Here is a 25431-nt window from a genome sequence, read left to right as displayed (position 1 = left end):
TTTCCGCCCGCACCCTTGTTCAATGGCCCGATGACGCCGGACACCCCCGCTCCCCCACCCCCCATAACCGGCCGCGGCCTGCGGCTTCGCAGGTGGGACCCGGCCGACGGGGGCGACGTCGAAACGTACCTCCGCGGCTGCCTCGACCCGGAGTTCCTGCGCTGGAACACCCCGCTGCGGCCCATCGCGGACCCGGCCGCCGCCCGTGCCGCGCTGCGCGGCAAGGCCGAGGAGGACGAGACCGGGACCGGCGCGTCGTTCTGCGTGGAGGACGCGGACAGCGGCACGCCGCTGGGCCACATCGGCCTGCGGCAGATCAACCGTGCGCTGCGCTCGGCCTGCGTCGGCTACTGGGTCCTGCCGGAGGCCCGCGGTCAGGGCGTCGCCACCCGCGCCCTCGCGCTGACCTCCCGCTGGGTGTTCACGAACCTGCGTCTGCACCGCCTCGAACTCGACCACGCCGTCGGCCACGACGCGTCGTGCAGGGTCGCGGAACGGTGCGGGTTCCGCTACGAGGGGACGCTGCGCGACGCGATGTGGGAGGAGGGACGCCGGGACGCCTTCCGCGACTGCCACCTGCATGCCAGGTTGGCGACGGATCCGGAGCCCGGCCCGGCCCCCGGAGCGCCGGCATGACCAACGGGCCCGCCGACGGCGCGGTTTCACGTGTCCCCCTCCCCTTCCACAGGACCGGCGAAGGGGCTCCCGTGACGTTCCGGGCGTACGTGGAACGGCTCGCCGGTGAGGCCGTCGGGCGGTTCCCGGCGGACGACGGGATCTACGCGGTGACGTTCCGCGTCGACGGCGTCGACCAGGATCCGCGCTTCCCGTACCTGGCGATCGGCTACACGACCGAGGCCGACGCGTGCGCCGCGGCGGCGGAGACCTCGGACGCCTGGGAGGCGCGCTGGAGTTACGCGTTCTTCCCCGCGACGGGGCTGGAAGGGGTGGCGGTCGTCGGCCGCGACCCCGAAGCGGCGGCGGCGCACCGGCGGGAGGCCGAGTCGCGGGGGCTCTGGTACGAGGACGGCGAGGAGGCCGGCGACCGCGGCGAGCGGCTGGCCGCGTGGTTCCACGAGGTGTGCGTGACGGCGGCCCGGCACCTGCACGAGAGCGGCCGGATCGTGGAGGTGCTGCGGCGGCCGGTGCCGGTGATCCTGTACGACATGTTCGACCCGGACGCGATGTTCGAACTGACCCCGGCCGCCAACCCGACCGAACTGATCGGGGAGTTCATGGCCGCCGCCGGCGACGGCAACGGTTGAGACGACGGCACCGCGCGCGCCCGTCGGCGCGGTCCCCGGCTGCCTGCGGAAGACCGGCGGGGCCGACGGCAAGGGGACGATGAGGACCGAGGTCGCCCCATCCCGGCGCACGTGCACCCGGGCGGCAGGTGCCCGGGCCCGGGAGGAGGCTGCTCGGGACCCCCTCGGGTCGCTCGGGCGTCCCGAAAGCCGGCCGCTTGCTGCATTGGCATCACCCGCGTCACCGGGTCGAGGGACTGGGCCGCCACTCGCCGAGCAAGACATTCCGCATAAGTGTGACGATCACATCAAGGTGGCGCGGCAACTCCTGGACGTCACCGCATCCGGCAGGAGGAGCCATCGATGTACCTCTCCCCCAAGCGCCTGCTCGGCGCGACCACCGCCGTGGCCATCGGTGCCACGGCCCTGATCGGTGCCGGTGCCGGCACCGCCGCCGCCGACAGCCCGAAGGCCCACTGCGACCTCGCCGTGCGCCCGATATGGAGCGAGGGGCCGAGCCGCAACATGACCGCCCACGGCTGCACCACCGCGAGCAGCAAGCGCCGCTGGTACGTCATCGACATCGACACCCTGCAACAGCCCCACTACAAGGACGACTACTGGAGCTCCGGCACCGACGGCACGAAGACGCTCCACGACAGGACCATCAGGTGCCTGGGCTACACCAAGGACCGCGACACGGTGAACTGGTTCGGCTGCATCCCCCACTGACGGCGTACCGGCCGGGGGCGACCGCGCACGGCGTCCGCCCCGCGCTTCCGGCCGGACGGGATGTCAGGAAGCGGCGGCGAGTACGGCGGCGTGCACGGCGCGTGCGACGCGCGCGCCCCACAGGGAGCGGGGGCCGGCGAAGGCCTGGGGTTCCGCCCCGTCCCCCGGCAGGCGGGCCGCGACGCAGACGGCGTCGGTCGGGGTGCCGGAGCAGTCGTGCCCGGCGTCCAGCAGTGCCTGCACCTTGGCCTCCGTGGCGGTGCTCACGGCGTTGACCAGCGCGGCGTCGGTCAGCGCGGCCGGGACGGCGACGACGATGTTGACCGTGCCGGGCGCGGCCGGCACCGCCGTGCCCGGCTCGGGAGCGGCGGCCCACCCGCGCACGCCGAGTCCCGCGGTGGCCACCGCCTCGACTCCCCCGTCCCGCGCGTGGCCCCGCGCCCGCACGTCGGCGGCGGTCATCAGGCCCACCCCGGGCCCGCGCGCTCCGGCGTCGCGGGCCAGGGCGGCGAGGTGCCTGTCCGGGTCGGAACGGGTGTAGCCGTGCGCGACCTGGGCGTTGAGGACCCAGGACCGCTCCCCGATACCACCGCCGAGGACGGCGCTGCTGATCATCCGCCAGCCGGCGCCCGCCCGCCACAACAGCGCCGGCAGCCGCTCACCGTCCTCGGACCGGAACAGCGTCTCGACCGACAGCACACCCGTGGCGGCACGCGGGGGCGGAACAACACTCACTGGACTCCTCGAAGCAGGGGGTCCCGTGATCCTACGGGGAGGCCGTCGCGCGGCCCGCGGCCCCGGCTCCATGCCCGCGCGGCCGCCCCGGAGCACCGCCGACGGCCTCCCGCACCGCCCTGGCCCGCACCGCCCCGGCCCGAAGGCGTTCGGCGGTGCCTCGCCCGTTCGGCCGACTCTCGCGAAACGCTCCTCCGCGCGCAGCGCATCGGGGATGCTGAGGCATGCGCCCGGATGACTGGCACCTCACCGACGACATCGACGCGTTCCTCGCCCGAGCCGGGGACTTCCTGCGTTCACGACCCACTCCGCACAACACCCCGCTGACGACGATCGCGAAGCTGCGCGCACGGAAAGCGGACCCGGAGGGTGCCGAGGCGACCGTCTTCGGCCGGCTGGAGTCGGACGGCGAGGTCCGTGCGATCTGTTACCGCATGCCCACCCGGCGCCTGACCGTCACCTCTCTCACCCCCGGGCAGGCCGACGCCCTCGCCGCCCGGCTGTCGGGCCGCGGCCTCCACCTCGCCGGTGTCACCGCGGACCACGACTCCGCCACCGCCTTCGCCGGGGCCTGGCACCGGCACACGGACGCGGCACCGGTACGCGACTGGCGGGGCCGGCTCCACCGCCTCGGCACGCTCACCCCGCCCGAGCCGGCTCCGGACGGCCGGGCCCGCGTCCTGGGCCCGCAGGACCGGGAGCAACTCATCCGCTGGTGCGACGAGTTCGCGGAATCCGTCGGGGAGGCACCGTCCCTGGACGCCGCCACCTGGGCCGGCTCGCGCTTCGCGGACAAGCACTTCACCTTCTGGGAGACCCCGGACGGCACCCCCGTCTCACTGGCGGGCTCGACCTCGATGACCGCCGGCATGGTCCGGGTCGATCCCGTCTACACCCCGGCCCGCCTCCGGGGGCGCGGCTACGCGGGCGCCGTGACGGCCGAGGTGAGCAGGGCCGCGCTGGCGGCGGGCGCGACGGACGTCGTCCTGTTCACGAACCCCGCCAACGCCACCAGCAACGCCCTCTACCGGCGCCTCGGCTACGTCCCGGTGCTGGACTTCACCGGATACGGGTTCTCCGGCGGGCGGCTGCGCCCTGACGTCGACTTCAGCCGATCCGGCTGACGTCGACCGCGGCCTCCGGCCGTTGACCGCGCTCGTGACGCACGGGGATAGTGTGCTTGGTCGGAGATGTGTTCGAGCACATCTCGTCGAGGACGGGGGTCACATGAAGGCAGTCATCAGCCCGCGGGGCGGCATCGCCGCGCTGGCGGCCACCCTGCTGCTGCTCACCGGGGCGACGGCCGGGGCGCAGGCCGAGCCCGCGGACCCGCCGACACCCGCGGCACCCTGCGCGTACCCGTCGGTCTGCTTCGTCAAGGACGGCGAAGTCGTCTACGAGTACGACGAGGTGACGCCCTGGCAGAACCTGCCGGACCTGTTGCCCGCGCCGCTCCAGGTCGTCAACACGCGCCACGAGACCATCTGGATCGGCGACACCAAGGGCGGGGCGCAGTGCATCGCGCCCGAGTCGGTCTTCGACAAGTGGCTGGGCACCCTCGAATCGGTGCGGATCGACGACTCGGTGGAGTGCGAACTGCTGTGACGCCCGGCGGCGGGCCGGGGCGCCGCGCCCCCGGTCCTCCGTCGTCGCCGTGACGGCCGCCCGCCGCCCCGCTCGCGCTCACCCCTTCGCCCGGCGTTCGCCGGGAATTCTCTCTTCCGGCCGCGGCCGTTCCCCGGGACGCCTGAGGATTTCACCCCTTGAGTGGCAGGAGGGGCGTTGTCGGAGACCGGAGCGACCACGATCGAGGAACCGCGGCTGACCACTCGCCGCGTACGCCGTCGCCGCACGCCTCGGTACGTCGTCCTCGTGCTGCCGCTCGCCCTGGCCGGCCTGTTCTCCCTGCTCGTGTCCGGCAACGCGCTCATACCCTTCACCCGCATCACCACACTGGACGCCAAGATGGCCTCCAAGTCCGACTACTTCAAGGACCCGGAAGTACGGCGGCTGCTGCTCAAGCACGGCATACGGGTGAACATCCACCGGCTCGGTTCCCGCGGCATCGCCACCACACCGCTGGAGGGCATGGACGTCGTCTTCCCGTCCGGCCGGCCCGCCGCGGCGATGATCCTGGACAGGATGCACCGCTCGGTGCCGTCCACGTCGCCGTTCGGCACCTACCTGGTGCTGGGCACCTTCCGCGACTACGCCGAAACCCTGGTACGGGCCGGCGTCGCGAAGCGGCAGGGCCGCCCCGGGACCCTCTATTACAACCTCGACATGGGGAAGTTCGTCGGTCTCCTCGACGGCGTGGACGACCCGGGGACGCGCCTGGACGGCACCGGCGCCACGGCGGACACGTGGAACGGCATCGGCTACGAACGCCAGACCGGCGGCCGTCGCAGCAACAGCGGCCGGGTGCTGGTGCGGACCTCGGACGTCTGCGAATCCAACTCCGCCGGTACGTACCTGAGCGTTCTCGCCTTCGTCGCCAACGGCAACCGGGTGCCCGGCGCGCAGGACACCCGGAGCGTCGAACCGCCCCGCACCGCCGTCGGCCGGCTGGCCCGGGAGATCAAGCCCCTCATCAGTCTCCAGGGCATGTGGGCCGACGAGCAGGCCGAGAGGTACTTCTCCGAGCTGGGCGAGAACGCGGCACAGGTCGCCGTGATCTACGAGCACCAGTACCTGGCCCACCAGCTCGACTACCGGGCCCAGCACGGGAGGCAGGACAGCCGCCGGGTCCTGCTGTACCCCTCGCCGTACGCCCTCACCGAACCCCAGCTGATCTCCCTGACCGACCGGGGCAGACGGCTGGTCGATCTGATCGCGGAGGACAGGGACCTGCGCGAGCGCGCCATCGAGCTGGGCTTCCGCGTCCAGTACGCCCACGACGAGGGGACGAGCGCGCGCCTCAACGCGTACCTGCGCGAGCACGGCGTCCAGCCGCCGGTCGACAACCGCAGGCGGGACCAGGCCCTCGAACCCGACCTGGACTCACTGGAGCAGATCATCGACTACGTGGGCCACTGCCGCCCGCCGGTCAAGGACGCCTCGTGACCGGGCGCTCGGGCGCGGTGACGGCCGTACTGGCGCTGGTCCTCCTCGGCGCCTGCCTCGCCGCGTGCTCCGGGGACCGGGAGCACGTCACCCTCCGGGTGCTCGCCAGCCCCGAACTCCGTGACGTGGAACCGCTGCTGGGCCGGCTGCGGGAGGAGACCGGGGTCGGCCTGGAGATGGAGTACACGGCCACCGCGGACCTCGCCGGGCAGCCGTCCACCCGCGGCGAACCCGCCTACGACCTGGCCTGGCTCGCCTCCGACCGTTCCTTCCTGCTGCGGCTGCGCGAGTCCGGCGCGCAGCTGACCCGGCCCGAGTCCACCTCCATCATGGCCTCGCCCGTCGTGGTCGGACTCGCCCCGGCGGTGGCGGCCAGGCTGCGCGCGCGGGCCCCGGGAGGCCGGATCTCCTGGGCGGACGTCGCCGACGCGGCGGCCGACGGCACCGTGCGGTTCGCGATGCCCGATCCGCGGCGCAGCGACACCGGGCGCGCCGCGCTCGTCGGGGTGGCCACCGCGGCCGCCGGAACCGGCAGGGCGCTGCGCGAGAGCGACGTCTCCTGCGACCGGCTGCGCGGGTTCCGTTCCGGCCAGACCCTCACCGCTCCCAGCTCGCGCGAGCTGATCGAGGCCTACCCCGGCCACCAGGACGACACGAACGCGCTGATCGCGCACGAGTCGGAGCTGCTGTCGCTGGACGCGGGCGGGAAGCTGCGCCACTCCCTGGAGATCGTGTACCCGGACGACGGCATGGTGCTGTCCGACTTCCCGCTGCTCCTGCTCGATCCGGGCAAGCGGTCCGCGTACCGCAAGGTGACCGATTGGCTGCTGAGCGCCTCCGCCCAGCGGGCGCTGATGGAACGCACCCACCGGCGCCCGGTCGCCGACGCCGTGCGGCCCTCCCCGGACCTGCGGGCGGCCGTCGGCAACGCCCTGTCCTTCCCCGACCGCCTCTCCATCGTCCGGCGGCTGATCGACGACTACGGCGACCCGGACCGCCCCGCCGGCGACCAGGTCGTGTTCCTGCTGGACTTCTCCCCCTCCATGCGCGGTGCGCGGCTGGCGGCCCTGCGCGCCGCGTTCGCCGGGCTCAGCGGTGCCGACCGGACGCCCACCGGCAAGTTCGCCCGCTTCTACCGGGGCGAACGCCTCACGGTCGTCCGGTTCGCCGGCCGGATCCTCCAGGAGCGCACGGTGACCGTGCGGGGCGACGCGGACCTGAGGACGCTGGAGCGGACCGTCGCCGAGGGCGGTCTCGCCGACGGCACCGCCGTCTGGTCGGCCCTCGACCGCGGTTACCGCGTCTCCGTCGCCGCCCTCCGGCAGAGCCCGGGCCGTCCCGTGTCGATCGTCCTGATGACGGACGGCGAGAGCAACGCGGGCCTCCCGTACGACGACTTCCTGCGCCGCTACCACCGGCTCGGCGCCGAGGCGGCCTCGGTGCCTACCTTCCCCGTCCAGTTCGGGCAGGCCGACGCGGCCGAGCTGGAGCGGGTCGCCGCGGCGACCGGCGGCCGCATGGTCGACGCCAACACCTCCTCCCTCTCCGACGCCTTCAAGGAAATCCGTGGCTGTCATTGACCGTCATTGGTTGGCCATGTGGTGGCCGTGGCTGCTCGTGTGGCTGGTGACGGTGGTGTGCCTCGCCGTGCCGGTCCGCCACGCGCTGCTGCGTCTGAGCCGCAGGGACCGGCGCCGGCGCCGCGGACGCCTCCTCGACATGTGTTTCTACCTGCACGAGCAGCGCGTGATGGACATCTACGAGGTCGGCGGGTTCTCGGAGGCCCTGGAAGCGGAGGTCGCCGACACGATCAACGTCAACCGCGAGTACGGGCTGTGGGCGAAACTCGGCTGGGGCAGCGGGAAGGCGGGGGGCGGGGTCAGCAAGGAGCGCGTCACCACGTACCTCCGCGAGAGCACGCCCATCAAGGTGATCAGGGTGCTCATGGACACGATGCGGAAGGAGGACATCGTGGTGGACGCCGACCTCACCACCGGGCACCTCGTCCTGAACCGGGCGCTCGCCGAGACCCTGCGGGACCGGGACGAGACCGCGCAGGTGCCGTTGAGCGCGGTGATGTCGGAGTACGTCTCCGTGACCGGCCGCTTCACCGCCCGCCGTACCGAGCGGGGCGACGTCGAGCTGCGCGCCCCGTACGGGAACGGGACGCCGCCCGCACACGTGCGGATCACCTGCCAGGAGTCCGCCGGGCGGGGGGAGTTCCGCAACGACGACTACTACAGCGGTGAGTTCCAGGCCCGCTGCCTGGGCAAGGTACGCACCTGGAACGGGGCCGAGGGAGAACTGACCCTGGACCCGATCGCCATCTTCCGCTGACCCGCACGGGCGTGCCGACGTGCCGCGTTCCACGACCGGCCCCCTCGGAACCCGGCTCCCGGTCGCGATCCGTCCGGGCCGGCCGGGCCTCCCGGCGGGCCGGTCACCGGCCCGGGCTATCCTGACCGGCGTACCTGGACACGGGGTGCCCCTGCGTGGGGGCTGAGATCACACCCGTTGAACCTGAACCAGTTAGGACTGGCGGAGGGATGTCGTATGTCGTTGCCGTACGCCCATGAGGAGACGGCCGGCGCCGGGACGCCGGACGTCTTCGACGGCCGGATGCCCACGGCGGCCGGGGACCTGCGAGTGGAGGCGCGCGGCATCGCGCCGGTGCCCGAGGACGCTCGCTACGGCAGCCCCCGGCGGCTGTTCACCGTGTGGTTCGCCCCCAACCTGACGATGACCGGCGTCTTCACCGGCACCGTAGGGGCGGCCCTCGGACTGGACTTCGCCACCGCGCTGCTCGCCGTGGTGCTCGGCACCCTGCTCGGCGCGGTGCCCACCGCCTACCTGGGGACCTGGGGCAGCCAGACCGGGGCAGCCCAACTACCGCTGGCACGGCTGGCCTTCGGCCGGGCCGTCGCCCTGCCGGGCATCCTGCAGTGGCTGTCGTCCATCGCCTGGGACGCGCTGATCGGCCTGTTCGGCGGGGACGCCCTGGCCCAGCTCCTCGGCTGGCCGTTCTGGCTGGGCGTGCTGGTGATGCTGGCGGCCCAGGGGGCGCTGGGCGTGATCGGGTACGAGGCGATCCACCGCCTGCAGACGGTGATGACCTTCGCGCTCGCCGCCGCGCTCGCCGCGCTGGCGGTGAAGCTCGTGGCCGGCAGCGAGCCCGCGCCGGCCGCGACCGCGCAGGGCGCCGACCGGGCGGGCGCGTTCGTGCTGACCGGCGCCATCGCCCTGAGTCTCGCCCTCTCCTGGGCCCCGTACGCCAGCGACTTCAGCCGCTACCTGCCGCGCACGGCGTCCCGTCCCCGCATGTTCTGGTGCACCCTGCTCGGTGTCGGCGTGTCCTTCGTCGCGGTGCAGGCGCTGGGCCTGTGGGGCGCCGCCCAGTTCACCGACCAGACCGCCCGCGGCGTGGACCGGCTGCTCGGCGGTGGCGCGCTCGGCGCGCTCGGACTCCTCGCGGTCGCTCTCGCGGCGCTGTGCAGCAACGCCATGAACGACTACAGCGGGTCACTGGCCCTGCAGACCGTCGGCGTACGGCTGCCCCGGCCGGTCGCCGCCGGGCTCGCGGCGGTGCTCGGTTTCCCGCTCGTGCTGTGGATGCACGCCGCCGACACCACCGCCCGCTTCCAGAACGTGCTGCTGTTCGTCGGCTACTGGATACCCGCGTTCGTCGCGATCGTGATCGTCGACTGGGCGGCCCGGGCGCGGGCGCGTGGCGGCCGCCCGGTCGACCTGGCGGCGGAGGAGGCGCGGCCGCAGCCGTGGTGGCCGGCCCTCACCGCGTTCGTCGCCGGCTTCGCCGTCGCGGTGCCGTTCATGAGCACCAGCCTCTACGTGGGACCGGTCGCACACGCCCTGCACGGCGCCGACCTCGCCTACCCGGTGGCCTTCCTCGCGGCCCTGCTCCTCTACACCCCGCTGCGCATACGACACCGGAACTGAGCCGCCCGCGACAACTCGGCCGCACGGCAGCCGAGTTGGACCACCACATACGGAAGTCCGCCGTCTCCGAAATCATGCCGCGTCGACGGGTGGACGTGCTAGCGTCTCGCGGAGCAGGGACACCCGGATCCACTGCGCGACCGGAAGAGGGGGTGAGTTGATGTCTGGCGTGAAGGCCGCTGCCGTGTGCAGGGCACCCCGGACCATCCTCACGTCCCGGGCCCCGGTCTGACCTGACGTTCACCCCCACCGCGAGCCCGACGGCTCCCGGGGGCGGAGCCTCACGCTCGACGGGGTCCTCGTTCGAAGGTCTCCACGTTGTATCCATCTGCCTTTCACCCTGCTCAGCCGTGCTCCCAGGCGGACCACGGCTGGGACGGGGCGTGCGAGCACGTCTTCACGTCTCATCGCGGCGCCGGCCTGCGGAAGCCGCGGCCGGTCGCAGCCGAGGCGTCCGCGGTGGCACCCGGCACGGTCGTGCTGGTCACCAGCGGCGTGACCGCCACCCGCCAGTTCCGGGAGCGCCGGTCGTGAACGACACCGGCACACCCGGCCACGCCCCCGGCACCGGCCCCGCGGCGCACGACACCACCGAGGATGGAACCATGACCACCTGGACCGCCCGCCCCGAAACCACCGACGACATCCCCGCCGTCCGGGACATCCTCCTCGCGGCCTTCCCCACCGCCGTCGAGGCCGACATCGTCGACGCCCTGCGGGCCGACTCGGAGGCGTGGATCGACGGCCTGTCGACGGTCGCCACGGCCCCCGGCGGCACCCCCGTGGGGTACGCGGGCCTCAGCCGCTGCCACGTCGACGGCCGGCCCGCCCTCGCCCTGGCCCCGTGCGCGGTGGTGCCCGCGGCCCAGCGGGCGGGCGCCGGCTCCGCGGCCATCCGCGCCGCCCTGGCCGCCGCCCGGACCGCGGGGGAGAATCTCGTCCTCGTCCTGGGCCACGCCGACTACTACCCGCGGTTCGGCTTCACCCCGGCCTCCCGCTTCGGCATCCGAGCCCCCTTCGACGTACCCGACGAGGCCATGATGGCGATGGCCCTGGACGACACCCGCACGGTCCCGGCGGGCACCATCCGGTACCCCGCCGCGTTCGGCGTCTGATCCCCCGCTGTGGCGCCTCGGAGTCCGGACTCCGAGGCGCCACAGGCCTTTTCGGGCCGCGGGGCCGACGTCCGGGCGCCAGTGTCCAGGTGCTTTCCCGTTGCGATCCTAGGACCTCTAGGTTAAAACTAATTCCCCTAGGCAGAGGGGCCCGCCACGGCCCGTCGCGGGAAGTGGCAGGCGTCCCTCGATCCGAGAAGGAGTTTGGGCATGACCGAGCCGACCGTCGGGTCCCTGCGGGTGAACGGCGCGACCCTGCACTACGAGGTGCGCGGCCGGGGCCCGCTCCTGCTCCTGATCCCGGGAGGTACGGGCGGCGCGGCCTCCCTGGCCACCGTGGCCGCCGACCTGGCCGACACCTACACGGTGGCGACCTACGACCCACGGGGGATGTCCCGGAGCACGCTGGACGATCCCGGGGCCGAGCAGCGGGTGGCGGAGCACGCCGAGGACGCGTTCCGGCTGCTGGAGGTGCTGTCACCCGATGAGCCCGGCCGGGTGTTCGGCGCCAGTTCGGGGGCGATCGCCGCCCTGCACCTGCTGATCACCCACCCGGAGCGCGTGGAACGAGTCGTCGCGCACGAACCGCCGGTGGTGGAGGTCCTCCCGGACGCCGCCGCGCAACGCGCGCTCCTCGCACGCGTCCAGGACACCTTCCGCGGCCGGGGGCTGGTGCCGGCGATGGCTGTGTTCGCCGCGGGCATGCGGAAGGACGGTGGCACCGCCGGGGCCGATGCCGGGCCCGATACCGAGGCCGAGGTCGCGCTCCCGCCGCGGGCGGCGGCACGGACCGAGCGGACCATGGGTGACCTGCCGTACTTCGTCGGACGCATCGTGCCGGGCTTCATGTCCTACGTTCCGGATCTCGACCGCCTCAAGGCGGTGTCGGACCGGCTCGTGCTCGCCGCCGGGCAGGACTCGCGCGGCGAGCTTCCCTACCGTCCGGCCGCCTTCCTGGCCGAGCGGCTCGGCACGGAACTCCTGCACTTCCCCGGCGGGCACATCGGTCTGACCACGCACCCCGCCGAGTTCGGCGCGCTCCTGCGCGAGGCACTGCACGGCCCCTCGCGCGGTGCGCCGACGCGGGCCTCCTGATCCGGGGGCCGGCCCGCACGTGCGTCGATATTCGATGGCGTGCGGGCGCCGATGTGCCCACCCTGGTCCTCGTGGAAGAACCCAGACACCGCATCCGAGCCCTGTACACGGACGCCACGGTCACCGTCTACCAGGCGTACCCACCGGAGATCGGCCTGCCCGCCGCCAGGGAGGGGCGTTTCCCGGCGGCGTGGAAGCGGGACCGGATGACCTGGATCAAGCCGTCGTTCCTGTGGATGATGTACCGCTGCGGGTGGGGCACCAAGGAAGGGCAGGAGACCGTCCTCGCCGTCGAGATCTCCCGTGCGGGCTTCGAGTGGGCACTGGAGAACGCCTGCCTGTCCCACTACGAGCGCGGACTCCATGCCGACCGGGACACGTGGCAGCGCCAGTTGAAGCAGTCCCCGGCCCGGGTGCAGTGGGACCCCGAGCGCGACCTGCACCTGCGGGCACTCGGCCACCGGTCGCTCCAACTCGGCCTCGCCGGCGAAGCCGCACACCGCTACGCCGACGAGTGGATCACCTCCGTCACCGACGTCACACCACTCGCCCGTACCGTCCACGCGCACGTACAGGACGGAGACCTCGACGCGGCACGGCGGCTCCTGCCCGGTGAACGTCCCTACCCCGTGGCCGAAGCGGCCCTGGCGCACCTGTGCCAGGAGGGGGACGGAAGTGCCTGAGAGCAGCGAGGCCGGGACATCGTCGGCGGCGCGGCTCGCGGCAGGTGCGCCGCTGCGGGACGCGCTGGACGTCACAGCCCCCGGCGACTGGCTCGCGCTCGACGCAGGGGTACGGCAGGTTGCCTGGCACAGCGCGCGGTGCCTGCCCGCATGGGAGGAGTGCTCCCCGCTGCCCGCCGACCTGAGAGTGGCCGCGACACGTCCGCGTCGGGGCGATCCGGCTGCTCGACGCGCGGCGGGCCTACCGGCGCACCTTCGGCCCCGACCAACTCGTCGCCGCGTCCTGATCGGCGACTGCGGCCTGACCGCACCCGCCCGGAGCGGGGCGAGCGCCCTGGCGTCGGAGGTCAGCGGCCGCGGCGGTGCAGCAGGATCCAGCCGGCTCCCCCGGCGAGGATGAGGGCGATGGCGGCGCCGACGGCCACCCCGGTCCCCGTCAGCCCGGAGCCCCCGGCCGCCGAGGCGGAAGCAGCCGGGGAGGCCGGGGCGGAGGCGGCTGGAGAGGCCGGCCCGGTGCTGCGCGACGGCCGTGGGCCGGCGGTGCTGCCGGGTGACCCCGGGAGTGGCTGGACGTCCCACGGGTCGGTGTTCGGGTCGGCGGGCCCGGGCCGGCCCCGGCCGAGGGCCACGATCTGCCGGGCCCGGGCGATCCCGTAGCCGAGGTAGACGCTGGGCCGGTCGGCGGCCCAGGTGCGGCCCGCGGTGTCCTCGATGGCGCGCCAGACCTGCGCGGCCTTCCAGTCGCGGTGCTCCGACCACACCAGCGCGGCCTGGGCCGACGCCAGGGCGGCGGCCGCCGCGGTGCCGTCGCCGTCCGCGCAGTACCGGCGGAAGCCCGCGTCGCACCAGCGCGGGATGTCCACGCCGGGGGCGGAGATCTCGACCTCCTCGCCGTGCTGGGAGGTGGGGGCGACCGTGCCGGTGCGGTCGATGGCCGCCACCCCGACGACCTCGTCGTAGGCGGCCGGGTACTGCTTCTTGTTGCCCTCCTCGGCGTTGTCCCCCACGCCCGCGAACATGAGCACGCCCTTCTTGACGGCGTACTCCAGCGCCTGGTGGTCGTAGTCGCTGCCGATCACGTACTGGTTGCCGACGGTGATGTCGATGACCTGAGCCCCCGCGTCCACGGCGGACCTGATCGCGGTGGACAGCGGGTAGTTGGGGTCGGGAACCTCGTCGTGCCGTACCGGCGGCACCCGGATCGGGATGATCCGCACGCCCGGGGCGAGACCCTTCAGTCCACCGCCGCGGCCCGTTCCTGCGATGAGTTCGGCGGCCGTGGTGCCCGCACCGGTGGTGTCGTGCGTGTCCGTGGGGCTGCCGTCGGCCAGACCGGCCGCCACCAGGGCGTCCCTGCCTTGGAGCACCTGGCCGCACAGTGCGGGCGTGTCGGGGTCGACGCCGGTGCCGATGACGGCGACCTTGATCCCCTCGCCGGTGGTCACCTTCCAGATCTCGTCGGCGCCCATCGCGTCGAGGTACCACTGCTCGGGGGCCCTCTCCGCGGCGGCCGCGGGGGGCGGTCCGCCCGAGACGAGGAGCGCGGCGGCCGTCACGGCGCAGATGCGAAGCACTTGATGCATACCCGTATTGGATCACCACGGCCGAGCGCGCCGTGAACAGCCGTTTCCCGCGCGGAAGTTGTGTCACGGTCGGGTCGGGCCGGTTGGGGCCGGGAAGGGTGCTTCGTCCGGCGGCGCCACCCGGCACACGGTCCGGCCACCGGGGTCGCGCGCGAGCGCGGTCACCCGGTCGCGTCGTACGCCCCCTCACCCAGGACACCCGTCACCTCCGCGAGCGTGGGCACCGCGCCCCGCGCCCCCGCGCCCCCTCCGGACAGGACTGCCACGGCCGGGTGCCCGGACCGTCTCCCGGCGGTCTTCGCGGACCGGCTCGTCGCGGGCGCGGGCGGTGCGCCGAGGCCCGGCCGGTGTGCGCACCGCGCCGCTCACCGCGCAGGGATTCCCGAAGCGGATCACACTGGACTCCACGGATGGGGAACCTGCGGAGGCGCGCTGATGCGAGGCAACGACGGGAAGGACGAGGGAGCCGTCGGCGAACGTGACCCTCACGACGACGGCCCGGACACCGAGGACGACGAGTACGACGAGTCCGAGCCGTACGACGAGTCCGAGCCGTACGACGGGGAGGCGGAGCTCTACGACGAGGAGCCGGAACTCTACGACGACGCCGAGGAGGCGGCCCTCGCCCGCGAAACGGCCACCGCTCCCGGCGCCGGGGCGGCGGGACAGTCGCCGGCCGTGGCGGCCCAGGCGAGCCCGGACGTCTACCTCGACGTTCCCGTGCTCAAGGTCGACGAGATCGACCTGGACGTCGAGGACCTCCGGGCGCACGTGTCGTTGCAGGCCGAGGTGCTGGACCTGCTGAAGCTGAACGTGGGCGCGGACGTCTCCCTGGGCCGGGTCCACCTGGGCATCTCGGGTGTCGAGGCACAGGCCCTGCTCAAGGTGCGCCTCGACAACGTGGCGATGATCATCGACCGGGTGCTGACCACCCTGGACCGCCACCCGGAGATCCTGCACGAGCTGGCGCGGGGCGTCGGGTCCGCCGTGCGGGACGTCGGCGGCGGCACCCGGGAGGCCCTCGGCGAACTCGGTACGGGCGCCGGAGCCGCCGTGCAGGATGTCGGCCAGGGCGCCGGGGCCGCCGTCGAGGGGGTCGGCCGGGGCGTCGGCTCGGTGGCGACGGACGTGGGCCGGGGAGCCGGGGCGGCCGTGCAGGACGTGGGCACCGGCGCCGGACGTGCGGTGGAGGGGGTCGGGACAAGCGCCGGGCGCGCGGTGGAGGACGTCGGCCCGGAGGCCGGCCGGGCCGTGGGCGGGGCGGTCGGGACGGTCGGTGACGCGACCGGCGAGGTGACCGGCGAGGTGACCGGGCAGACCGCGGACGAAGGGGAAGTGGACGGCGGGGCTGCGGAGAGGGGTGCCGTCGCCGACGAGGACCCGGCCGCCGTCGGCCGCACCGGACGCCGGGCCGGGTCCGCCGCCCGGAGTACGGCGCGCAAGGCCGCGGGGGCCGAGGGCCGGACCGCGCGCAGGCAGGGCGGCACCCGCCCGCGCCGGGTACGCGCCGAGGACGGGAAGCTGCCGCCACGGGCCGGCCGCCGCTCCGACGCGGAACGCGAGGAACCGCCCTGAACCGCGGGCGCGCGGGCGCGGGACCCGGAGCAGGACATCTCGTTCCGGTCGACGGTCCGCGCCCGCCGGCTGCGCTTCGCGGAGGAGCCCCGGACGGCGGTCCGTTTCCCGGGTACCGGCGAGCGTGCGTCGACGAGCGGCAGCGACCGGGTCCGCCTCCCATACAAGGTGGTGCCGGGCCGGGTGTACGAAGACGTCGTCGTGGCCTACCACCTCGCGACCCGGCTCACCGGAGCGCCTTGGCCGGGGCGCCCGGCTGACGGCTGAGCGGGGGCGCCTGGGCCTACCCGGAGGACATCCAGCGGCCGTATGCCCCGGCCGGCCGCCCCTGACTGGACGTCGCGTCCGTGCCGTCCGGCCCATGCCCGAAGCCGGGGTGCGACGGGGAATCCTCGGCGGTGGCCATCTCAACGGCGCCTCGACGGCGGGTCGGAGGTGGTGCGGGCAGCGTTCGCGCGGGTGGCGGCGGTGGCCGTGGTCATCGCGGCGAGGAAGCGTTCGGCCGTGTCGAGTTCGGCCGGGGTGAAGGCGTCCATCGCGGTGAGCAGTGTGCCGATGGCGGGGCCGAAGAACGACCAGCCGAGGTCGACCGCCTGCGGTTCGACGGTGAGCAGGACCCGCCGGCGGTCGGTGGTGTCGCGTTGCCGGCGGACCAGTCCGAGGCGCTCCAGCCGGTCCACGAGGGTGGTGGTGCCGGCGGAGTTCAGGCGGAGCTGTTCGCCGAGCCGGCCGGGGGTCATGGGGCGCTCGGCCCGGGCGGCGTCGAGCAGGGCGATCAGGGCCCGCAAGTCGGTGGGGTGCAGTTCGTGGCGGGCGGCGAACTCCGCGGCGAGCAGGTCGAACTCGACTGTTGCCGCGCGCAGTTGGTGGACCAGCCGCAGCCGGGGGTCCTGCCGGCTCTCCGCACCGCTCATTGACGCACTGTCCTCTCGCTCGCCTAGTATCTCGCTCAGCGAGAGAATATCCCGTGTGATCTTCCGAGGAGCCGGTGTGTCCGAAACATTCTTCGCCGCCTACGACACCTTGTTGGCCCGCTGGCCGATCGGCACCACCGGGCTGACCGTGCCCACGCCGTACGGCCCGACCCGCGTGCACGCCTACGGCCCCCCGGACGGCCCGCCTCTGGTGCTGCTGCACGGCGGCGGGAGCACCGGCACGGCCTGGTTCGCCAACGCCCCGGCCCTGGGTGCCCGGCACCGGGTGTACGCGGTCGACATACTCGGCGACGTCGGACGCAGCGAGCGCGCGGGGCTGCCGCTGCGCACACCACGGGACCTCACGGCGTGGCTGGATGCCGTGCTGGACGGGCTGGGGCTGCCGGCGGCCGCCCTGTGCGGGCACTCGTACGGTGGCTGGCTGGCCGCCGCGTACGCACTGCACGCGCCGCGGCGGGTGCGGCGCCTCGCGCTGCTCGACCCGACCCAGGTGTTCAGCGGGTACCGGCCGGGTTACCTGCTGCGCGTACTGCCGATGCTGCTGCGGCCCACCGCGCGGCGAGTCCGTGCGTACCTCGACTGGGAGACCGCGGGGACGGGCGTGGACGAGGACTTCGCGCGCGTGTACGTGCTGGGCGCCACCCTGCGCGGGCGGGGCCGGCCGGTGGTGGGGCGGACGCTCGACCCGGCACCGCTCGCCATGCCGGTGCTGGTGCTGTTCGCGGGACGCAGCCGGGTGCACGACGCCGACGCGACGGCGGACCGGGCCCGCCGGCTGCTGCCAGGGGCCCGGGTCGAAGTGCTGCCGGAACTGGGTCACCACGCCCTGCCCGTCGCCGGCGCGGCGGCCGTGGACGCGACCGTGCTGGACTTCCTCGGGACACCGCCCGCGGGGGGTCAGCCACCCCGGTGAAGGTGCCCGAAGGATCGTGCGCCGAGGCCGGAGTCCCGGGCCGCCATCCGTCCGCCCACTTCCTCTCGTACGTCCCCTGCGCGCGGCCACCGACCCGACCGCTGGGGCTTGCCGCGCAAGTGGGTCGTCTGTCAGACGTGTCTGGGATGCTCCGCGGATGGAGATGACCGTGCAACTGACCATCGACTGCTCGGATCCGCGGAGGATGGTGGCTTTCTGGGCCGAGGCATTGGGTTACGTCCCTGAGCCTCCGCCGGGCGGGCACGCCACGTGGCGCGCCTACTGGGTGGCCGTGGGGGTTCCCGAGGCGGAGTTGCCGGCCGGGGCCGGGGATGTTCCGGAGTCGATCGTCGATCCCGCGGGACGTGGACCGAGGGTGTGGTTCCAGCAGGTTCCGGAGCCGAAGGCCGTCAAGAACCGGTGGCACTTCGACCTGAAGGTCGGCGGGGGCCGTGACGTTCCGCCGGACGTCCGCACGCAGCGGGTCAGGGCCACGGTGGAGCGGCTGGTCGAAGCCGGTGCCATCGTGCTGCGGATCAGGGACGAGCCGGACACGGGGCTCTGTGCCGCCGCCATGCAGGACCCCGAGGGCAACGAATTCGACGTCGTCTGACGGCCGTTGCCGTTGCGGGGTGGCACCGCCGGCACCTGCGTCACACACCCTTGGCACATCGAAGGTGCGCCGACGGAGCCAGCCATGGACGGATGGGTTCCGCCCGCGTCGGCTTGACCTCAACCGTGGTTCGTGTCCGAGGCTGCGTGGGGGGCGTCGCCGCGACCTGGGACGTCTCTGTGAACCGAGCGGGCCGAGCGAGGAGTTCTGGCGATGACCGAGACGATCCCCCGGTGGATCGGGCAGCACGCCCACCACCTCACCGCGGTCGATCCCGAGGCGCCGTTGACCGATCTCCTGCCGCTGGTCGACATCGTGCGCGACGCGAGGGTCGTGGCCGTCGGCGCCTCGACCCGTCAGGCCCACGAGCTGTCCGCCCTCTCGCACAGGGTCGTCCGGCTGCTGGTGGAGGAGCTGGGGTTCCGGTCACTCGCGCTGGAGGGGGACGACGCGTCCAGGGTCGGGCTGGACGCGTACGTCAGGGGCGGGACGGGGGATCCCCTGGCGCTGCTGGCCGAGACCCGGTCCTTCTGGCAGACCGGGGAGATCCTCGACGTCATCCGGTGGATGCGCGCCTTCAACCGCCGGCATCCCGACGACCCGGTCCGGTTCACAGGAGTGGTCGGCTCTTCGCGGAGACAGGGCGTCGCGCTCGACGGTCTCGCCGGCGTCGAGCTGGGTCTGGCGGAGGACACGATCCGTTGGCACGAGAGCACCGGGGACAGGATCATCTACTGGGGGAGCATCGCGCACACCGCGAACGGCAATCCGCGCACCGTCTCCCCCTCCCCTCCGCCGAAGACGCACCGGAACGCGGGCAGTTACCTCCGCGAACACTTCGGAGCCGGTTACGTGTCCCTCGGCCTCACGTTCCACCACGGCCTGGCTCCCTACCCCGTCCCCGCCCCGCCGGCGGAGTTCGCCGACGCGGTCCTGGGTGGGGCCGGGCTGGACGCCTACCTCCTGGACCTGCACGCCGATTGCCCGCCTCAGGTGCGGGCCTGGCTGGACACGCCGGCCAAGACGCGCCTGATCGGTCCTCGCTACGACCCCGAGGACAACGCCGCCTACCACCTCGCCGGTGGCTCGCTCGCGGACTGGTTCGACGCCATCCTCCACACCCAGGAGGTCACCCCGGTCCGCTCCCTCTCGCGGGCGAAGGGCTGACTACCGGACGAGGGCGGGGGCTCACGGCTGCCACGTGTCCGCCCCTCCCCCGCGCCACTCCACCCAGCCGGCGCTCGCCACCTCGTCGGGTTCCACGGCGTCCAGACCGGCCGCACGCAGGAACTCGGCGATGTCGAGCAGGGTGTACGCCATCCCGAGGAACCGCTCGTCGAGCCGCACCCGTCGCCCGCCGTCCCCGGCGGGCTCGTACACGACGACGCGCATCGTCATGCCACCAGGGTAAGGCGGCCGCACCGGGGCGGCCGTACGGAGTCGCGCGCGGCCCAGCCCAACAGGCGGGCGGACTGTGATTGACGTCCCGTCAGGTGGTCCCCCCCTGCCGGGCGTCAGGCGGTGTTCGCGGGGGCGGGGGGCAGGTGCACGGTCATGATCAGGTGGCAGGTCTCGCCGCCCGCGCCGCGATAGGCGTGGGGGGCGTCGCCGTCGAAGGTGGCGGTCTGGCCGGCCTTGACGCAGTGCTCGACGCCGTCGACGAGGAGGGTCATCCGCCCGGCGGTGACACTGACGGTCTCGACGACTCCGGCCTGGTGCGGGTGGCTGGGGTACTCCTCGCCCGGTTGCAGGCGCCAGCGCCACACCTCCACGGGAGCCGGTCCGGAGGTCGTCAGCATGAGCCGGGCCTCACTGCCCCGCTCCCCCGCCCACAGGGGCATGACGGTGTCGGCGGTCACCACGCGCACGCGGTCCTGGGCCGGCCCTTCCATCAGGGCGGACACCGAGACACCGAGGGTGTCGGCGAGCCGGACGAGGGTGGCGAAGTTCGGGTTGCCCTGGGCCTTCTCCAGCGCGACCAGGGCGCCCTTGCTGACCTTGGCGCGCCGGCCGAGTTCGTCCAGGGACAGGCCCGCGCGTGTGCGGGCCGCCCGCACGTTCTGCGCGAGTGCCCGCAGGGCCGTCTCCGTCTCGGCCACCTGATCACCATCCCGTACCAGCGGTTCATTGCACTGCACCGTCCGGTCGTTTGGTTGACACAGGGCGGTCGTTTCATTGTACGGTCGAGTCGTTCCATTGTGAAACACCTAGGACGGTGCCGTGATCGCCCTGCTGCTGGCCCTGTGCAGCTCCCTCGCCTACGGGTGCGCCGACTTCCTCGGCGGCCTCGGTGCCCGCAGGGCCCACGTCCTGCGCACCGTACTGGTCGCCGCCCCGGCCAGTCTGGCGGTCGAGCTGCTGCTGTGGCCCGTGCTCGGGGCCGGTTTCAGCCCGGGCGCCCTGGGCTGGGGCGCCGCCTCGGGCGTCGCCTCGGCCGCCGCGTTCGCGATGCTCTACCGGACCCTGGCCATCGGACCGATGAACGTGCTCTCGCCGGTGACCGCGGTGGTGTCCGCCGCGCTGCCCGTCACCGTGGGGCTGCTCCAGGGCGAACGCCTGGGCCCGGCCGGCCTGATCGGGCTGCCGCTCGCGCTGGTGGCCGTCGTGCTGGTCAGCGCCGGGCACGGCACGGGCTCGGCGCGTCCGTCCCGGACCGCGCTGCTGCTGGCCCTGGGGGCCGGGGCCGCCATCGCCCTCCAGCTCGTCTTCCTGCACCAGGCGCCGTCCGACAGCGGGGTGGCCCCGCTGATCGTCGGCAGGACGATGTCCTCGGCCGTCACCCTGGCCGCGGCGGCGCTGCTGTACCGGCGGCTCGGACCGGAGAAGCCCGCCTATGCGGTCTCGGCCGCGGCGGGGGTGCTGGACTCGCTGGCGAACCTGCTGTTCCTGCTCGCCTCGCGCAGCGGCGACCTCAGCGTCGTCGCCGTGATCACCGCCCTCTACCCGGCCGGCACGGTCCTGCTGGCCCGCGGAGTACTCGCCGAACGCATCCACCGCGGACAGCTCATCGGCCTGGGCACGGCCGCCATGGCCGTCAGTCTCCTCGCCCTCGCCTGAGCGCCTCCGCAGCACCCGCAGCACCCGCAGCACCCGCACGAAGCTCGTACAAGGAGCATCCCGCATGTTCGTCCAGCCCTGGGACGCCTGTCTAGACGACGCCGAACGGCAGGCGTGGACCTCCGACGGCCACGACTTCGGGCAGCTCTGCGTCAACGGCGCGCCCGGCCGCGCGCCGATCGTCGTGCCCACGCACTTCACCGCCGGCCCCGCCCCCGACGGCGACCGGACCCGGCCGCTGATCCACCTCACCCGGCCCAACCCGGTCCCCCGAGGCCAAGGCCGCACTGCCGCGCCGCCGGGGCCTCGACGTGGCCGCCGCGCACCTGCGGCGGCGCCGCCCGGACCGCATCGGCCCGTGGCAGCCCTGACCCCACCCGCCCCCCGCATACGTACGACCACAGGACCCCGCCCATGACCTCCTTCCGCATCGCCCCCGCCGTCGCCGACGCCTTCCCCGACACCCTCATCGCCGTGGTCACCGCCGAGGACCTGCGCGGACACGAGCCGTGGCCCGGCACCACCACCGCCGTGGCGGACCTGGAGCGGCAGCTCGCCGACGGCACCTGGCGGCCCGCCGACGAGACCGACCCGCGCATCGAGGCGTGGCACACCGCCTACCGCTCCTTCGGCACCAACCCCCGCCGCGTCCGCCCCAGCGTCGACGCCCTCGGCCGCCGCCTCGCCAAGAAGGGCGTGCTGCCCCGCGTCAACCCGGCCGTCGACTCGTACAACACGGTCTCCGTCCGGCACGGCCTGCCCGCCGGTGCCTTCGACCTCGACCACGTCCGCGGCGACGTCGACATCCGCCACGCGGACGGCAGCGAGGAGTTCACTCCGCTCGGGGAGCCCGACACCGTCGAGAACCCCAGGCCGGGCGAGATCATCTACGCGGACACGGCCGGCGTCCTGACCCGGCACTGGAACCACCGTGACGCCCACCGCACCCGTGTCACCGAGGACTCCACCCGCGTCGCCTTCGTCCTGGAGACCCTGCACGCCACCCGCGACGGCCACCTGCTCAAGACCGCGGCCGAGGAACTCCGCGCCCTCCTCCTGCCGCACGGCACCCGGACCCGCGTGCACTACCTCGCCGCCGCGGACGCCCGGCCCGCCGTCTGAGGGCGCGGCCGCTGCGGCGCCACCGCCCGCTCATCGGCCGCCGGTGGCCCTGCGCCGCGCCTGCTCGAACCGGGTGAGCGGGTCGCCGTCCGTCCTCCAGGGCCAGGCCGTGACGGTCCCCCCGATCGCCTCGAACACCGGCCGGACGTCGGCGCGGCGGTCCGCGGCCGTCAGCGCGTAGGCGAGGAGGTTCAGATCGGCCAGGGCCCGGGCGTGCCGAAGGAACCCCGGTCGCGCCCAGGTGTGCGCCACGCGGTCGAGCGCCCTGAGGGCCGTCCCCTGGGACCACTGGGCCCGTGCCACCAGGGCCTCGTAGCCGCCCCGGCCGAGAACGGCCTGGTACTGGAGGACCTGGGCGGTGAGTTCCGTGGCCACGCAGGGCGCGTCGGCGGGCACCCGGGCGGTCAGCGCGTCGACGAACTCCAGCACCTGCAAGCGGGAGCCCGCCTCCTCGGGTGCGAGGTAGGCCAGCATGTCCAGGTGCGCCTCGCGGTTCCAGCGGTCCCGCGCGACGACCTCGTTCCACACCCCGAACACCTGGGGCCGCCGCCGGTGTTCGTGACGGGCCACCTTGAGCAGGGCCACCCAGGGGACGGGATCGTCCGGTGCGATCCCGGCGGCGCGCAGACAGCTCTCCGCGGCGCCGGACACGTCACCCCCGTCGCCCCGCGCCCGGGCCTGCACGACCTGGGTCCAGGCGTGCAGCACGAGCGCGGTCGCGTTGCGGGGTTCGCGCGCCACCCACGCTCCGGGCAGTTGCGACCCGGAGAGGAAATCGGCCAGCACCGCGATGCGGTGGGTCCGGCGGTCCCGGTCGCCCGGTTCCCGGCCGAGGAACCGGGAGAGCTGCGCCAGGCACAGCTCGGTGGTGGCGACGGTGCCCGTACGGGTCGTCGCCCGCAGGGACTTCAGCAGCCCGCCCAACTCCTGGTCGTCGAGTTCCGGGGTGAGACGGGCCCGATCGCGGCGGCCGGTGAGGAATCCCATGGGCGGAGGCTAGAACGGATCGCCCCGCCCGCAAGGGCCGCACCGAGATCGTTATCGTTCGCGGGCCGCGGGTGCCGGGCCGCGGGTCCCGGACACGCCCCCGTCCGCTGCGGACCGGTCCGCCCGGCATCACCGCCGCGGCCCGTCCGAGCCGGGCGCGGCGCGGCCCGGCGCGTCCTGGTGCCTCCCCACGCGGCCGTCAGGCCCGCCAGAACTCCCGTAAGGCCTCGACCAGTTCCCCGGGCGCGTCCTCCGCCATGTGGTGCCCCGACTCGATCGGGCCGCTGACCAGGCGGTCGCCCGCCCATTCCCGCCAGACGGCCGGTACGTCGCCGTACAGGTCGGCCATGTCGTCCCGGGTGGCCCACAGGACCTGGAGCGGGCAGCCGATGCGGCGGCCGGCCCGCCGGTCGGCGTCGTCGTGCTCCCGGTCGATGCCGAGTCCGGCCCGGTAGTCCTCGCACATGGCGTGCACGGTGGCCGGATCGTGGATCGCGCGCCGGTAGTCCTCGTAGGCTTCCGCGCCCATCTGTCCCGGGGTGCCCCGGTACCACGCGTCGGGGTCGGCGTTGATGACGCGTTCGGCGGGCTTGTCGGTCTGTCCGAGGAAGAACCAGTGCCACCAGGCGGCGGCGAACTTCGCGTCGCAGCGCCGCAGGGCCTCCCCGATGGGGACGGCGTCCAGGACGCTGAGGGCGGACACGGCCCGCGGGTGGTCCAGGGCGAGGCGCGTGGCCACGTAGGCGCCCCGGTCGTGCCCGACGACGGCGAAGCGGTCGTGCCCGAGGCCGCGCATCACCGCCACGCAGTCGCCGGCCATGGCGCGCTTGGAGTACGGCCGGTGCCGCTCGTCGGTGGGCGGCTTGCCGGACTGGCCGTAGCCGCGCAGGTCGGGGCAGACGACCGTGTGCCCGGCCGCGACCAGCAGCGGGGCCACGCGGTGCCACGTCGCGTGCGTGCGTGGGTGGCCGTGCAGGAGCAGCACCGCCGGGCCGCTCCCACCGTGCCGGACCCGCAGACGGACCCCGTCCCCCTCGCATCGCGTCAGCTCGAAGCCGTCGTACACGTCGCCTCCTCCGGCTCGGACGTCGCACGCCCGGTTCCCCTGAGCACCGCGTCCATGCCCGAGTCCGCCGGGAACCGGCTCCGTATGGGTGGGGACGTAAGGGAGGAATAGAGCAAATCGTGATGGATACCCTGACAGGCACCCGGCAGAGCGGAGGCCGCCCCCTCCGCACCCCCGAACGGAAGCATGATCTCGTGAGCAAGGTTGCCCTGATCGTCATCGACATGATCAACACGTACGACCACGAGGACGCCGACCTGCTGATACCGTCCGCGGGTTCGGTCGTGCCGGTGGTGGCCGACCTCATCCGGCGTGCGCGCAGCCGGTCGATACCTGTCATCTACGTCAACGACAACTTCGGCGAGTGGCGCTCGCACCACGGCGAACTGCTCAACCGCGCCCTGTCGGGGCCGCACGCGGAGCTGGTGGAGCCCCTGAAACCGGACGAGGACTCGCTGTTCGTCATGAAGGCCCGCCACTCGATCTTCTTCGAGACCCCGCTGCACTACCTGCTCCAGCAGGAGGGCATCGAGCAGGTGGCGCTCTGCGGGCAGGTCACCGAGCAGTGCGTGCTCTACTCGGCCCTGGACGCCCACATCCGCCACTTCCAGGTGATCATTCCCGAGGACGCGGTCGCGTACATCCACGAGGACCTCGCCGAGGCGGCACTGCGGATGATGGAGCGGAACATGGGCGCGCGCGTGTGCGCCAGCCGCGACCTGTGGGAATGACGGGCCGGGGCGTCCCCGGGAGTACGTCCCGGGGCAAGGCGGCCGGGACGCGCGGGACCCGCCGCGCATGCGGCGGGTCCGGTGTGGCGGATGGGGTGGGCGGTGGGCTCAGACCGGTGGTCGGCCCGGTGGCCGGTGGGCTCAGCCCTTGGTGAGCAGGCCCTCGCGCAGGCGGGCCAGGGTGCGTGACAGCAGCCGGGAGACGTGCATCTGGGAGACACCGAGACG

General features: G+C 73.8%; 27 protein-coding genes and 1 riboswitch. Of the genes, 19 read left to right on the top strand and 8 right to left on the bottom strand.

Annotation, left to right across the window (positions count from 1 at the left end):
- Positions 1-30: 30 nt before the first annotated feature.
- The 3 genes from ACZ4K2_RS35430 to ACZ4K2_RS35420 all read left to right on the top strand — a co-directional run bounded on the left by ACZ4K2_RS35430 (position 31) and on the right by ACZ4K2_RS35420 (position 1976).
- Entirely contained in the window at positions 31-636 is a 606-nt protein-coding gene (locus tag ACZ4K2_RS35430) for a GNAT family N-acetyltransferase (RefSeq protein WP_467480451.1), read from the top strand.
- 71 nt (positions 637-707) lie between these two features.
- Positions 708-1265 (top strand): hypothetical protein, encoded by a 558-nt coding sequence (locus ACZ4K2_RS35425; RefSeq protein ID WP_467480452.1) that lies wholly within the window; start codon positions 708-710, stop codon positions 1263-1265.
- Positions 1266-1607: 342 nt separating this feature from the next.
- Positions 1608-1976, top strand: a complete 369-nt coding sequence (locus ACZ4K2_RS35420) for a hypothetical protein (protein ID WP_467480453.1) — start codon at positions 1608-1610, stop codon at positions 1974-1976.
- A 63-nt stretch (positions 1977-2039) separates the two neighbouring features.
- On the opposite strand, the gene ACZ4K2_RS35415 is transcribed toward ACZ4K2_RS35420, so the two are convergent.
- Positions 2040-2711 carry an adenosylcobinamide amidohydrolase gene (locus tag ACZ4K2_RS35415; protein ID WP_467480455.1) on the bottom strand — a complete coding sequence of 224 codons (672 nt, stop codon included), beginning with the start codon at positions 2709-2711 and terminating at the stop codon, positions 2040-2042.
- A gap of 224 nt (positions 2712-2935) precedes the next feature.
- Here ACZ4K2_RS35415 and ACZ4K2_RS35410 point away from each other — a divergent pair, with 224 nt between their 5' ends.
- The 9 genes from ACZ4K2_RS35410 to ACZ4K2_RS35370 all read left to right on the top strand — a co-directional run bounded on the left by ACZ4K2_RS35410 (position 2936) and on the right by ACZ4K2_RS35370 (position 12621).
- On the top strand, positions 2936-3835 hold the full coding sequence (locus ACZ4K2_RS35410; protein WP_467480457.1) for a GNAT family N-acetyltransferase: 900 nt from the start codon (positions 2936-2938) through the stop codon (positions 3833-3835).
- Between the two features lie 103 nt (positions 3836-3938).
- On the top strand, positions 3939-4316 hold the full coding sequence (locus ACZ4K2_RS35405; RefSeq protein ID WP_467480459.1) for a hypothetical protein: 378 nt from the start codon (positions 3939-3941) through the stop codon (positions 4314-4316).
- Between the two features lie 177 nt (positions 4317-4493).
- Entirely contained in the window at positions 4494-5774 is a 1281-nt protein-coding gene (locus tag ACZ4K2_RS35400; protein ID WP_467480462.1) for a hypothetical protein, read from the top strand.
- Positions 5771-7354 (top strand): vWA domain-containing protein, encoded by a 1584-nt coding sequence (locus ACZ4K2_RS35395; protein ID WP_467480463.1) that lies wholly within the window; start codon positions 5771-5773, stop codon positions 7352-7354. The genes ACZ4K2_RS35400 and ACZ4K2_RS35395 overlap by 4 nt, the downstream gene beginning before the upstream one ends.
- Positions 7341-8111 carry a hypothetical protein gene (locus tag ACZ4K2_RS35390; RefSeq protein ID WP_467480465.1) on the top strand — a complete coding sequence of 257 codons (771 nt, stop codon included), beginning with the start codon at positions 7341-7343 and terminating at the stop codon, positions 8109-8111. Before ACZ4K2_RS35395 ends, ACZ4K2_RS35390 begins: the two co-directional genes overlap by 14 nt.
- 131 nt (positions 8112-8242) lie before the next feature.
- A riboswitch (TPP riboswitch) is annotated at positions 8243-8338 on the top strand.
- Positions 8328-9728: a purine-cytosine permease family protein gene (locus ACZ4K2_RS35385; protein ID WP_467480467.1), complete on the top strand. Its 1401-nt coding sequence runs from the start codon at positions 8328-8330 to the stop codon at positions 9726-9728. Its footprint overlaps the riboswitch before it by 11 nt.
- A gap of 605 nt (positions 9729-10333) precedes the next feature.
- Positions 10334-10843, top strand: coding sequence for a GNAT family N-acetyltransferase (locus ACZ4K2_RS35380; protein ID WP_467480502.1), 510 nt, complete (start codon positions 10334-10336; stop codon positions 10841-10843).
- A gap of 210 nt (positions 10844-11053) precedes the next feature.
- A complete protein-coding gene (locus ACZ4K2_RS35375; RefSeq protein WP_467480469.1) occupies positions 11054-11938 on the top strand; it encodes an alpha/beta hydrolase in 885 nt (294 codons plus the stop codon).
- Positions 11939-12009: 71 nt separating this feature from the next.
- Positions 12010-12621: a DUF4291 domain-containing protein gene (locus tag ACZ4K2_RS35370; RefSeq protein WP_467480471.1), complete on the top strand. Its 612-nt coding sequence runs from the start codon at positions 12010-12012 to the stop codon at positions 12619-12621.
- Positions 12622-12968: 347 nt separating this feature from the next.
- Here the strand turns inward: ACZ4K2_RS35370 and ACZ4K2_RS35365 are convergent, their stop codons facing one another.
- On the bottom strand, positions 12969-14204 hold the full coding sequence (locus tag ACZ4K2_RS35365) for a S8 family serine peptidase (RefSeq protein WP_467480473.1): 1236 nt from the start codon (positions 14202-14204) through the stop codon (positions 12969-12971).
- A 435-nt stretch (positions 14205-14639) separates the two neighbouring features.
- Here ACZ4K2_RS35365 and ACZ4K2_RS35360 point away from each other — a divergent pair, with 435 nt between their 5' ends.
- Complete coding sequence (locus ACZ4K2_RS35360; protein ID WP_467480475.1) at positions 14640-15779, top strand: hypothetical protein; 1140 nt, start codon at positions 14640-14642, stop codon at positions 15777-15779.
- Positions 15780-16186: 407 nt separating this feature from the next.
- On the opposite strand, the gene ACZ4K2_RS35355 is transcribed toward ACZ4K2_RS35360, so the two are convergent.
- Positions 16187-16693 (bottom strand): MarR family winged helix-turn-helix transcriptional regulator, encoded by a 507-nt coding sequence (locus ACZ4K2_RS35355; protein WP_467480477.1) that lies wholly within the window; start codon positions 16691-16693, stop codon positions 16187-16189.
- Positions 16694-16769: 76 nt separating this feature from the next.
- On the opposite strand from ACZ4K2_RS35355, the gene ACZ4K2_RS35350 reads away from it, so the two are divergent.
- The 3 genes from ACZ4K2_RS35350 to ACZ4K2_RS35340 all read left to right on the top strand — a co-directional run bounded on the left by ACZ4K2_RS35350 (position 16770) and on the right by ACZ4K2_RS35340 (position 19407).
- A complete protein-coding gene (locus ACZ4K2_RS35350; protein WP_467480479.1) occupies positions 16770-17627 on the top strand; it encodes an alpha/beta fold hydrolase in 858 nt (285 codons plus the stop codon).
- A 157-nt stretch (positions 17628-17784) separates the two neighbouring features.
- On the top strand, positions 17785-18240 hold the full coding sequence (locus tag ACZ4K2_RS35345; protein WP_467480481.1) for a VOC family protein: 456 nt from the start codon (positions 17785-17787) through the stop codon (positions 18238-18240).
- Between the two features lie 213 nt (positions 18241-18453).
- A complete protein-coding gene (locus tag ACZ4K2_RS35340; RefSeq protein ID WP_467480483.1) occupies positions 18454-19407 on the top strand; it encodes an erythromycin esterase family protein in 954 nt (317 codons plus the stop codon).
- 21 nt (positions 19408-19428) lie between these two features.
- Here ACZ4K2_RS35340 and ACZ4K2_RS35335 read toward each other — a convergent pair whose 3' ends face one another.
- Positions 19429-19638: a hypothetical protein gene (locus tag ACZ4K2_RS35335; protein ID WP_467480485.1), complete on the bottom strand. Its 210-nt coding sequence runs from the start codon at positions 19636-19638 to the stop codon at positions 19429-19431.
- Between the two features lie 116 nt (positions 19639-19754).
- On the bottom strand, positions 19755-20339 hold the full coding sequence (locus ACZ4K2_RS35330) for a helix-turn-helix domain-containing protein (protein ID WP_467480486.1): 585 nt from the start codon (positions 20337-20339) through the stop codon (positions 19755-19757).
- Positions 20340-20460: 121 nt separating this feature from the next.
- Between ACZ4K2_RS35330 and ACZ4K2_RS35325 the strand changes: the two genes are divergently transcribed.
- Together ACZ4K2_RS35325 and ACZ4K2_RS35320 are read left to right on the top strand one after the other, a co-directional pair.
- Complete coding sequence (locus ACZ4K2_RS35325) at positions 20461-21297, top strand: EamA family transporter (protein WP_467480488.1); 837 nt, start codon at positions 20461-20463, stop codon at positions 21295-21297.
- Between the two features lie 414 nt (positions 21298-21711).
- Entirely contained in the window at positions 21712-22419 is a 708-nt protein-coding gene (locus tag ACZ4K2_RS35320; protein WP_467480490.1) for a B3/B4 domain-containing protein, read from the top strand.
- Positions 22420-22449: 30 nt separating this feature from the next.
- Here the strand turns inward: ACZ4K2_RS35320 and ACZ4K2_RS35315 are convergent, their stop codons facing one another.
- Together ACZ4K2_RS35315 and ACZ4K2_RS35310 are read right to left on the bottom strand one after the other, a co-directional pair.
- Positions 22450-23406, bottom strand: a complete 957-nt coding sequence (locus tag ACZ4K2_RS35315; protein WP_467480493.1) for a hypothetical protein — start codon at positions 23404-23406, stop codon at positions 22450-22452.
- Positions 23407-23605: 199 nt separating this feature from the next.
- Positions 23606-24472, bottom strand: coding sequence for an alpha/beta fold hydrolase (locus ACZ4K2_RS35310; RefSeq protein WP_467480495.1), 867 nt, complete (start codon positions 24470-24472; stop codon positions 23606-23608).
- Between the two features lie 194 nt (positions 24473-24666).
- On the opposite strand from ACZ4K2_RS35310, the gene ACZ4K2_RS35305 reads away from it, so the two are divergent.
- Positions 24667-25203 carry a cysteine hydrolase family protein gene (locus ACZ4K2_RS35305; protein ID WP_467480497.1) on the top strand — a complete coding sequence of 179 codons (537 nt, stop codon included), beginning with the start codon at positions 24667-24669 and terminating at the stop codon, positions 25201-25203.
- 141 nt (positions 25204-25344) lie between these two features.
- On the opposite strand, the gene ACZ4K2_RS35300 is transcribed toward ACZ4K2_RS35305, so the two are convergent.
- On the bottom strand, positions 25345-25431 hold an 87-nt coding region (locus tag ACZ4K2_RS35300; RefSeq protein ID WP_467479266.1), incomplete at its 5' end, for a sigma factor-like helix-turn-helix DNA-binding protein.

The organism is Streptomyces sp. NPDC025833 (assembly GCF_055558055.1).
Note: the sequence above shows the minus strand (reverse complement) of the source record. Positions and strands in the feature narration are given on the sequence as shown.

What these genes read in the sequence shown, in the direction of transcription:
- ACZ4K2_RS35430 (WP_467480451.1), top strand. Translation starts at nt 31, where the DNA reads ATGACGCCGGACACCCCCGCTCCCCCACCCCCCATAACCGGCCGCGGC.
- ACZ4K2_RS35420 (WP_467480453.1), top strand. Translation starts at nt 1,608, where the DNA reads ATGTACCTCTCCCCCAAGCGCCTGCTCGGCGCGACCACCGCCGTGGCC.
- ACZ4K2_RS35410 (WP_467480457.1), top strand. Translation starts at nt 2,936, where the DNA reads ATGCGCCCGGATGACTGGCACCTCACCGACGACATCGACGCGTTCCTC.
- ACZ4K2_RS35405 (WP_467480459.1), top strand. Translation starts at nt 3,939, where the DNA reads ATGAAGGCAGTCATCAGCCCGCGGGGCGGCATCGCCGCGCTGGCGGCC.
- ACZ4K2_RS35385 (WP_467480467.1), top strand. Translation starts at nt 8,328, where the DNA reads ATGTCGTTGCCGTACGCCCATGAGGAGACGGCCGGCGCCGGGACGCCG.
- ACZ4K2_RS35380 (WP_467480502.1), top strand. Translation starts at nt 10,334, where the DNA reads ATGACCACCTGGACCGCCCGCCCCGAAACCACCGACGACATCCCCGCC.
- ACZ4K2_RS35375 (WP_467480469.1), top strand. Translation starts at nt 11,054, where the DNA reads ATGACCGAGCCGACCGTCGGGTCCCTGCGGGTGAACGGCGCGACCCTG.
- ACZ4K2_RS35365 (WP_467480473.1), bottom strand. Translation starts at nt 14,204, where the DNA reads ATGCATCAAGTGCTTCGCATCTGCGCCGTGACGGCCGCCGCGCTCCTC.
- ACZ4K2_RS35360 (WP_467480475.1), top strand. Translation starts at nt 14,640, where the DNA reads ATGCGAGGCAACGACGGGAAGGACGAGGGAGCCGTCGGCGAACGTGAC.
- ACZ4K2_RS35355 (WP_467480477.1), bottom strand. Translation starts at nt 16,693, where the DNA reads ATGAGCGGTGCGGAGAGCCGGCAGGACCCCCGGCTGCGGCTGGTCCAC.
- ACZ4K2_RS35345 (WP_467480481.1), top strand. Translation starts at nt 17,785, where the DNA reads ATGGAGATGACCGTGCAACTGACCATCGACTGCTCGGATCCGCGGAGG.
- ACZ4K2_RS35340 (WP_467480483.1), top strand. Translation starts at nt 18,454, where the DNA reads ATGACCGAGACGATCCCCCGGTGGATCGGGCAGCACGCCCACCACCTC.
- ACZ4K2_RS35335 (WP_467480485.1), bottom strand. Translation starts at nt 19,638, where the DNA reads ATGACGATGCGCGTCGTCGTGTACGAGCCCGCCGGGGACGGCGGGCGA.
- ACZ4K2_RS35320 (WP_467480490.1), top strand. Translation starts at nt 21,712, where the DNA reads ATGACCTCCTTCCGCATCGCCCCCGCCGTCGCCGACGCCTTCCCCGAC.
- ACZ4K2_RS35315 (WP_467480493.1), bottom strand. Translation starts at nt 23,406, where the DNA reads ATGGGATTCCTCACCGGCCGCCGCGATCGGGCCCGTCTCACCCCGGAA.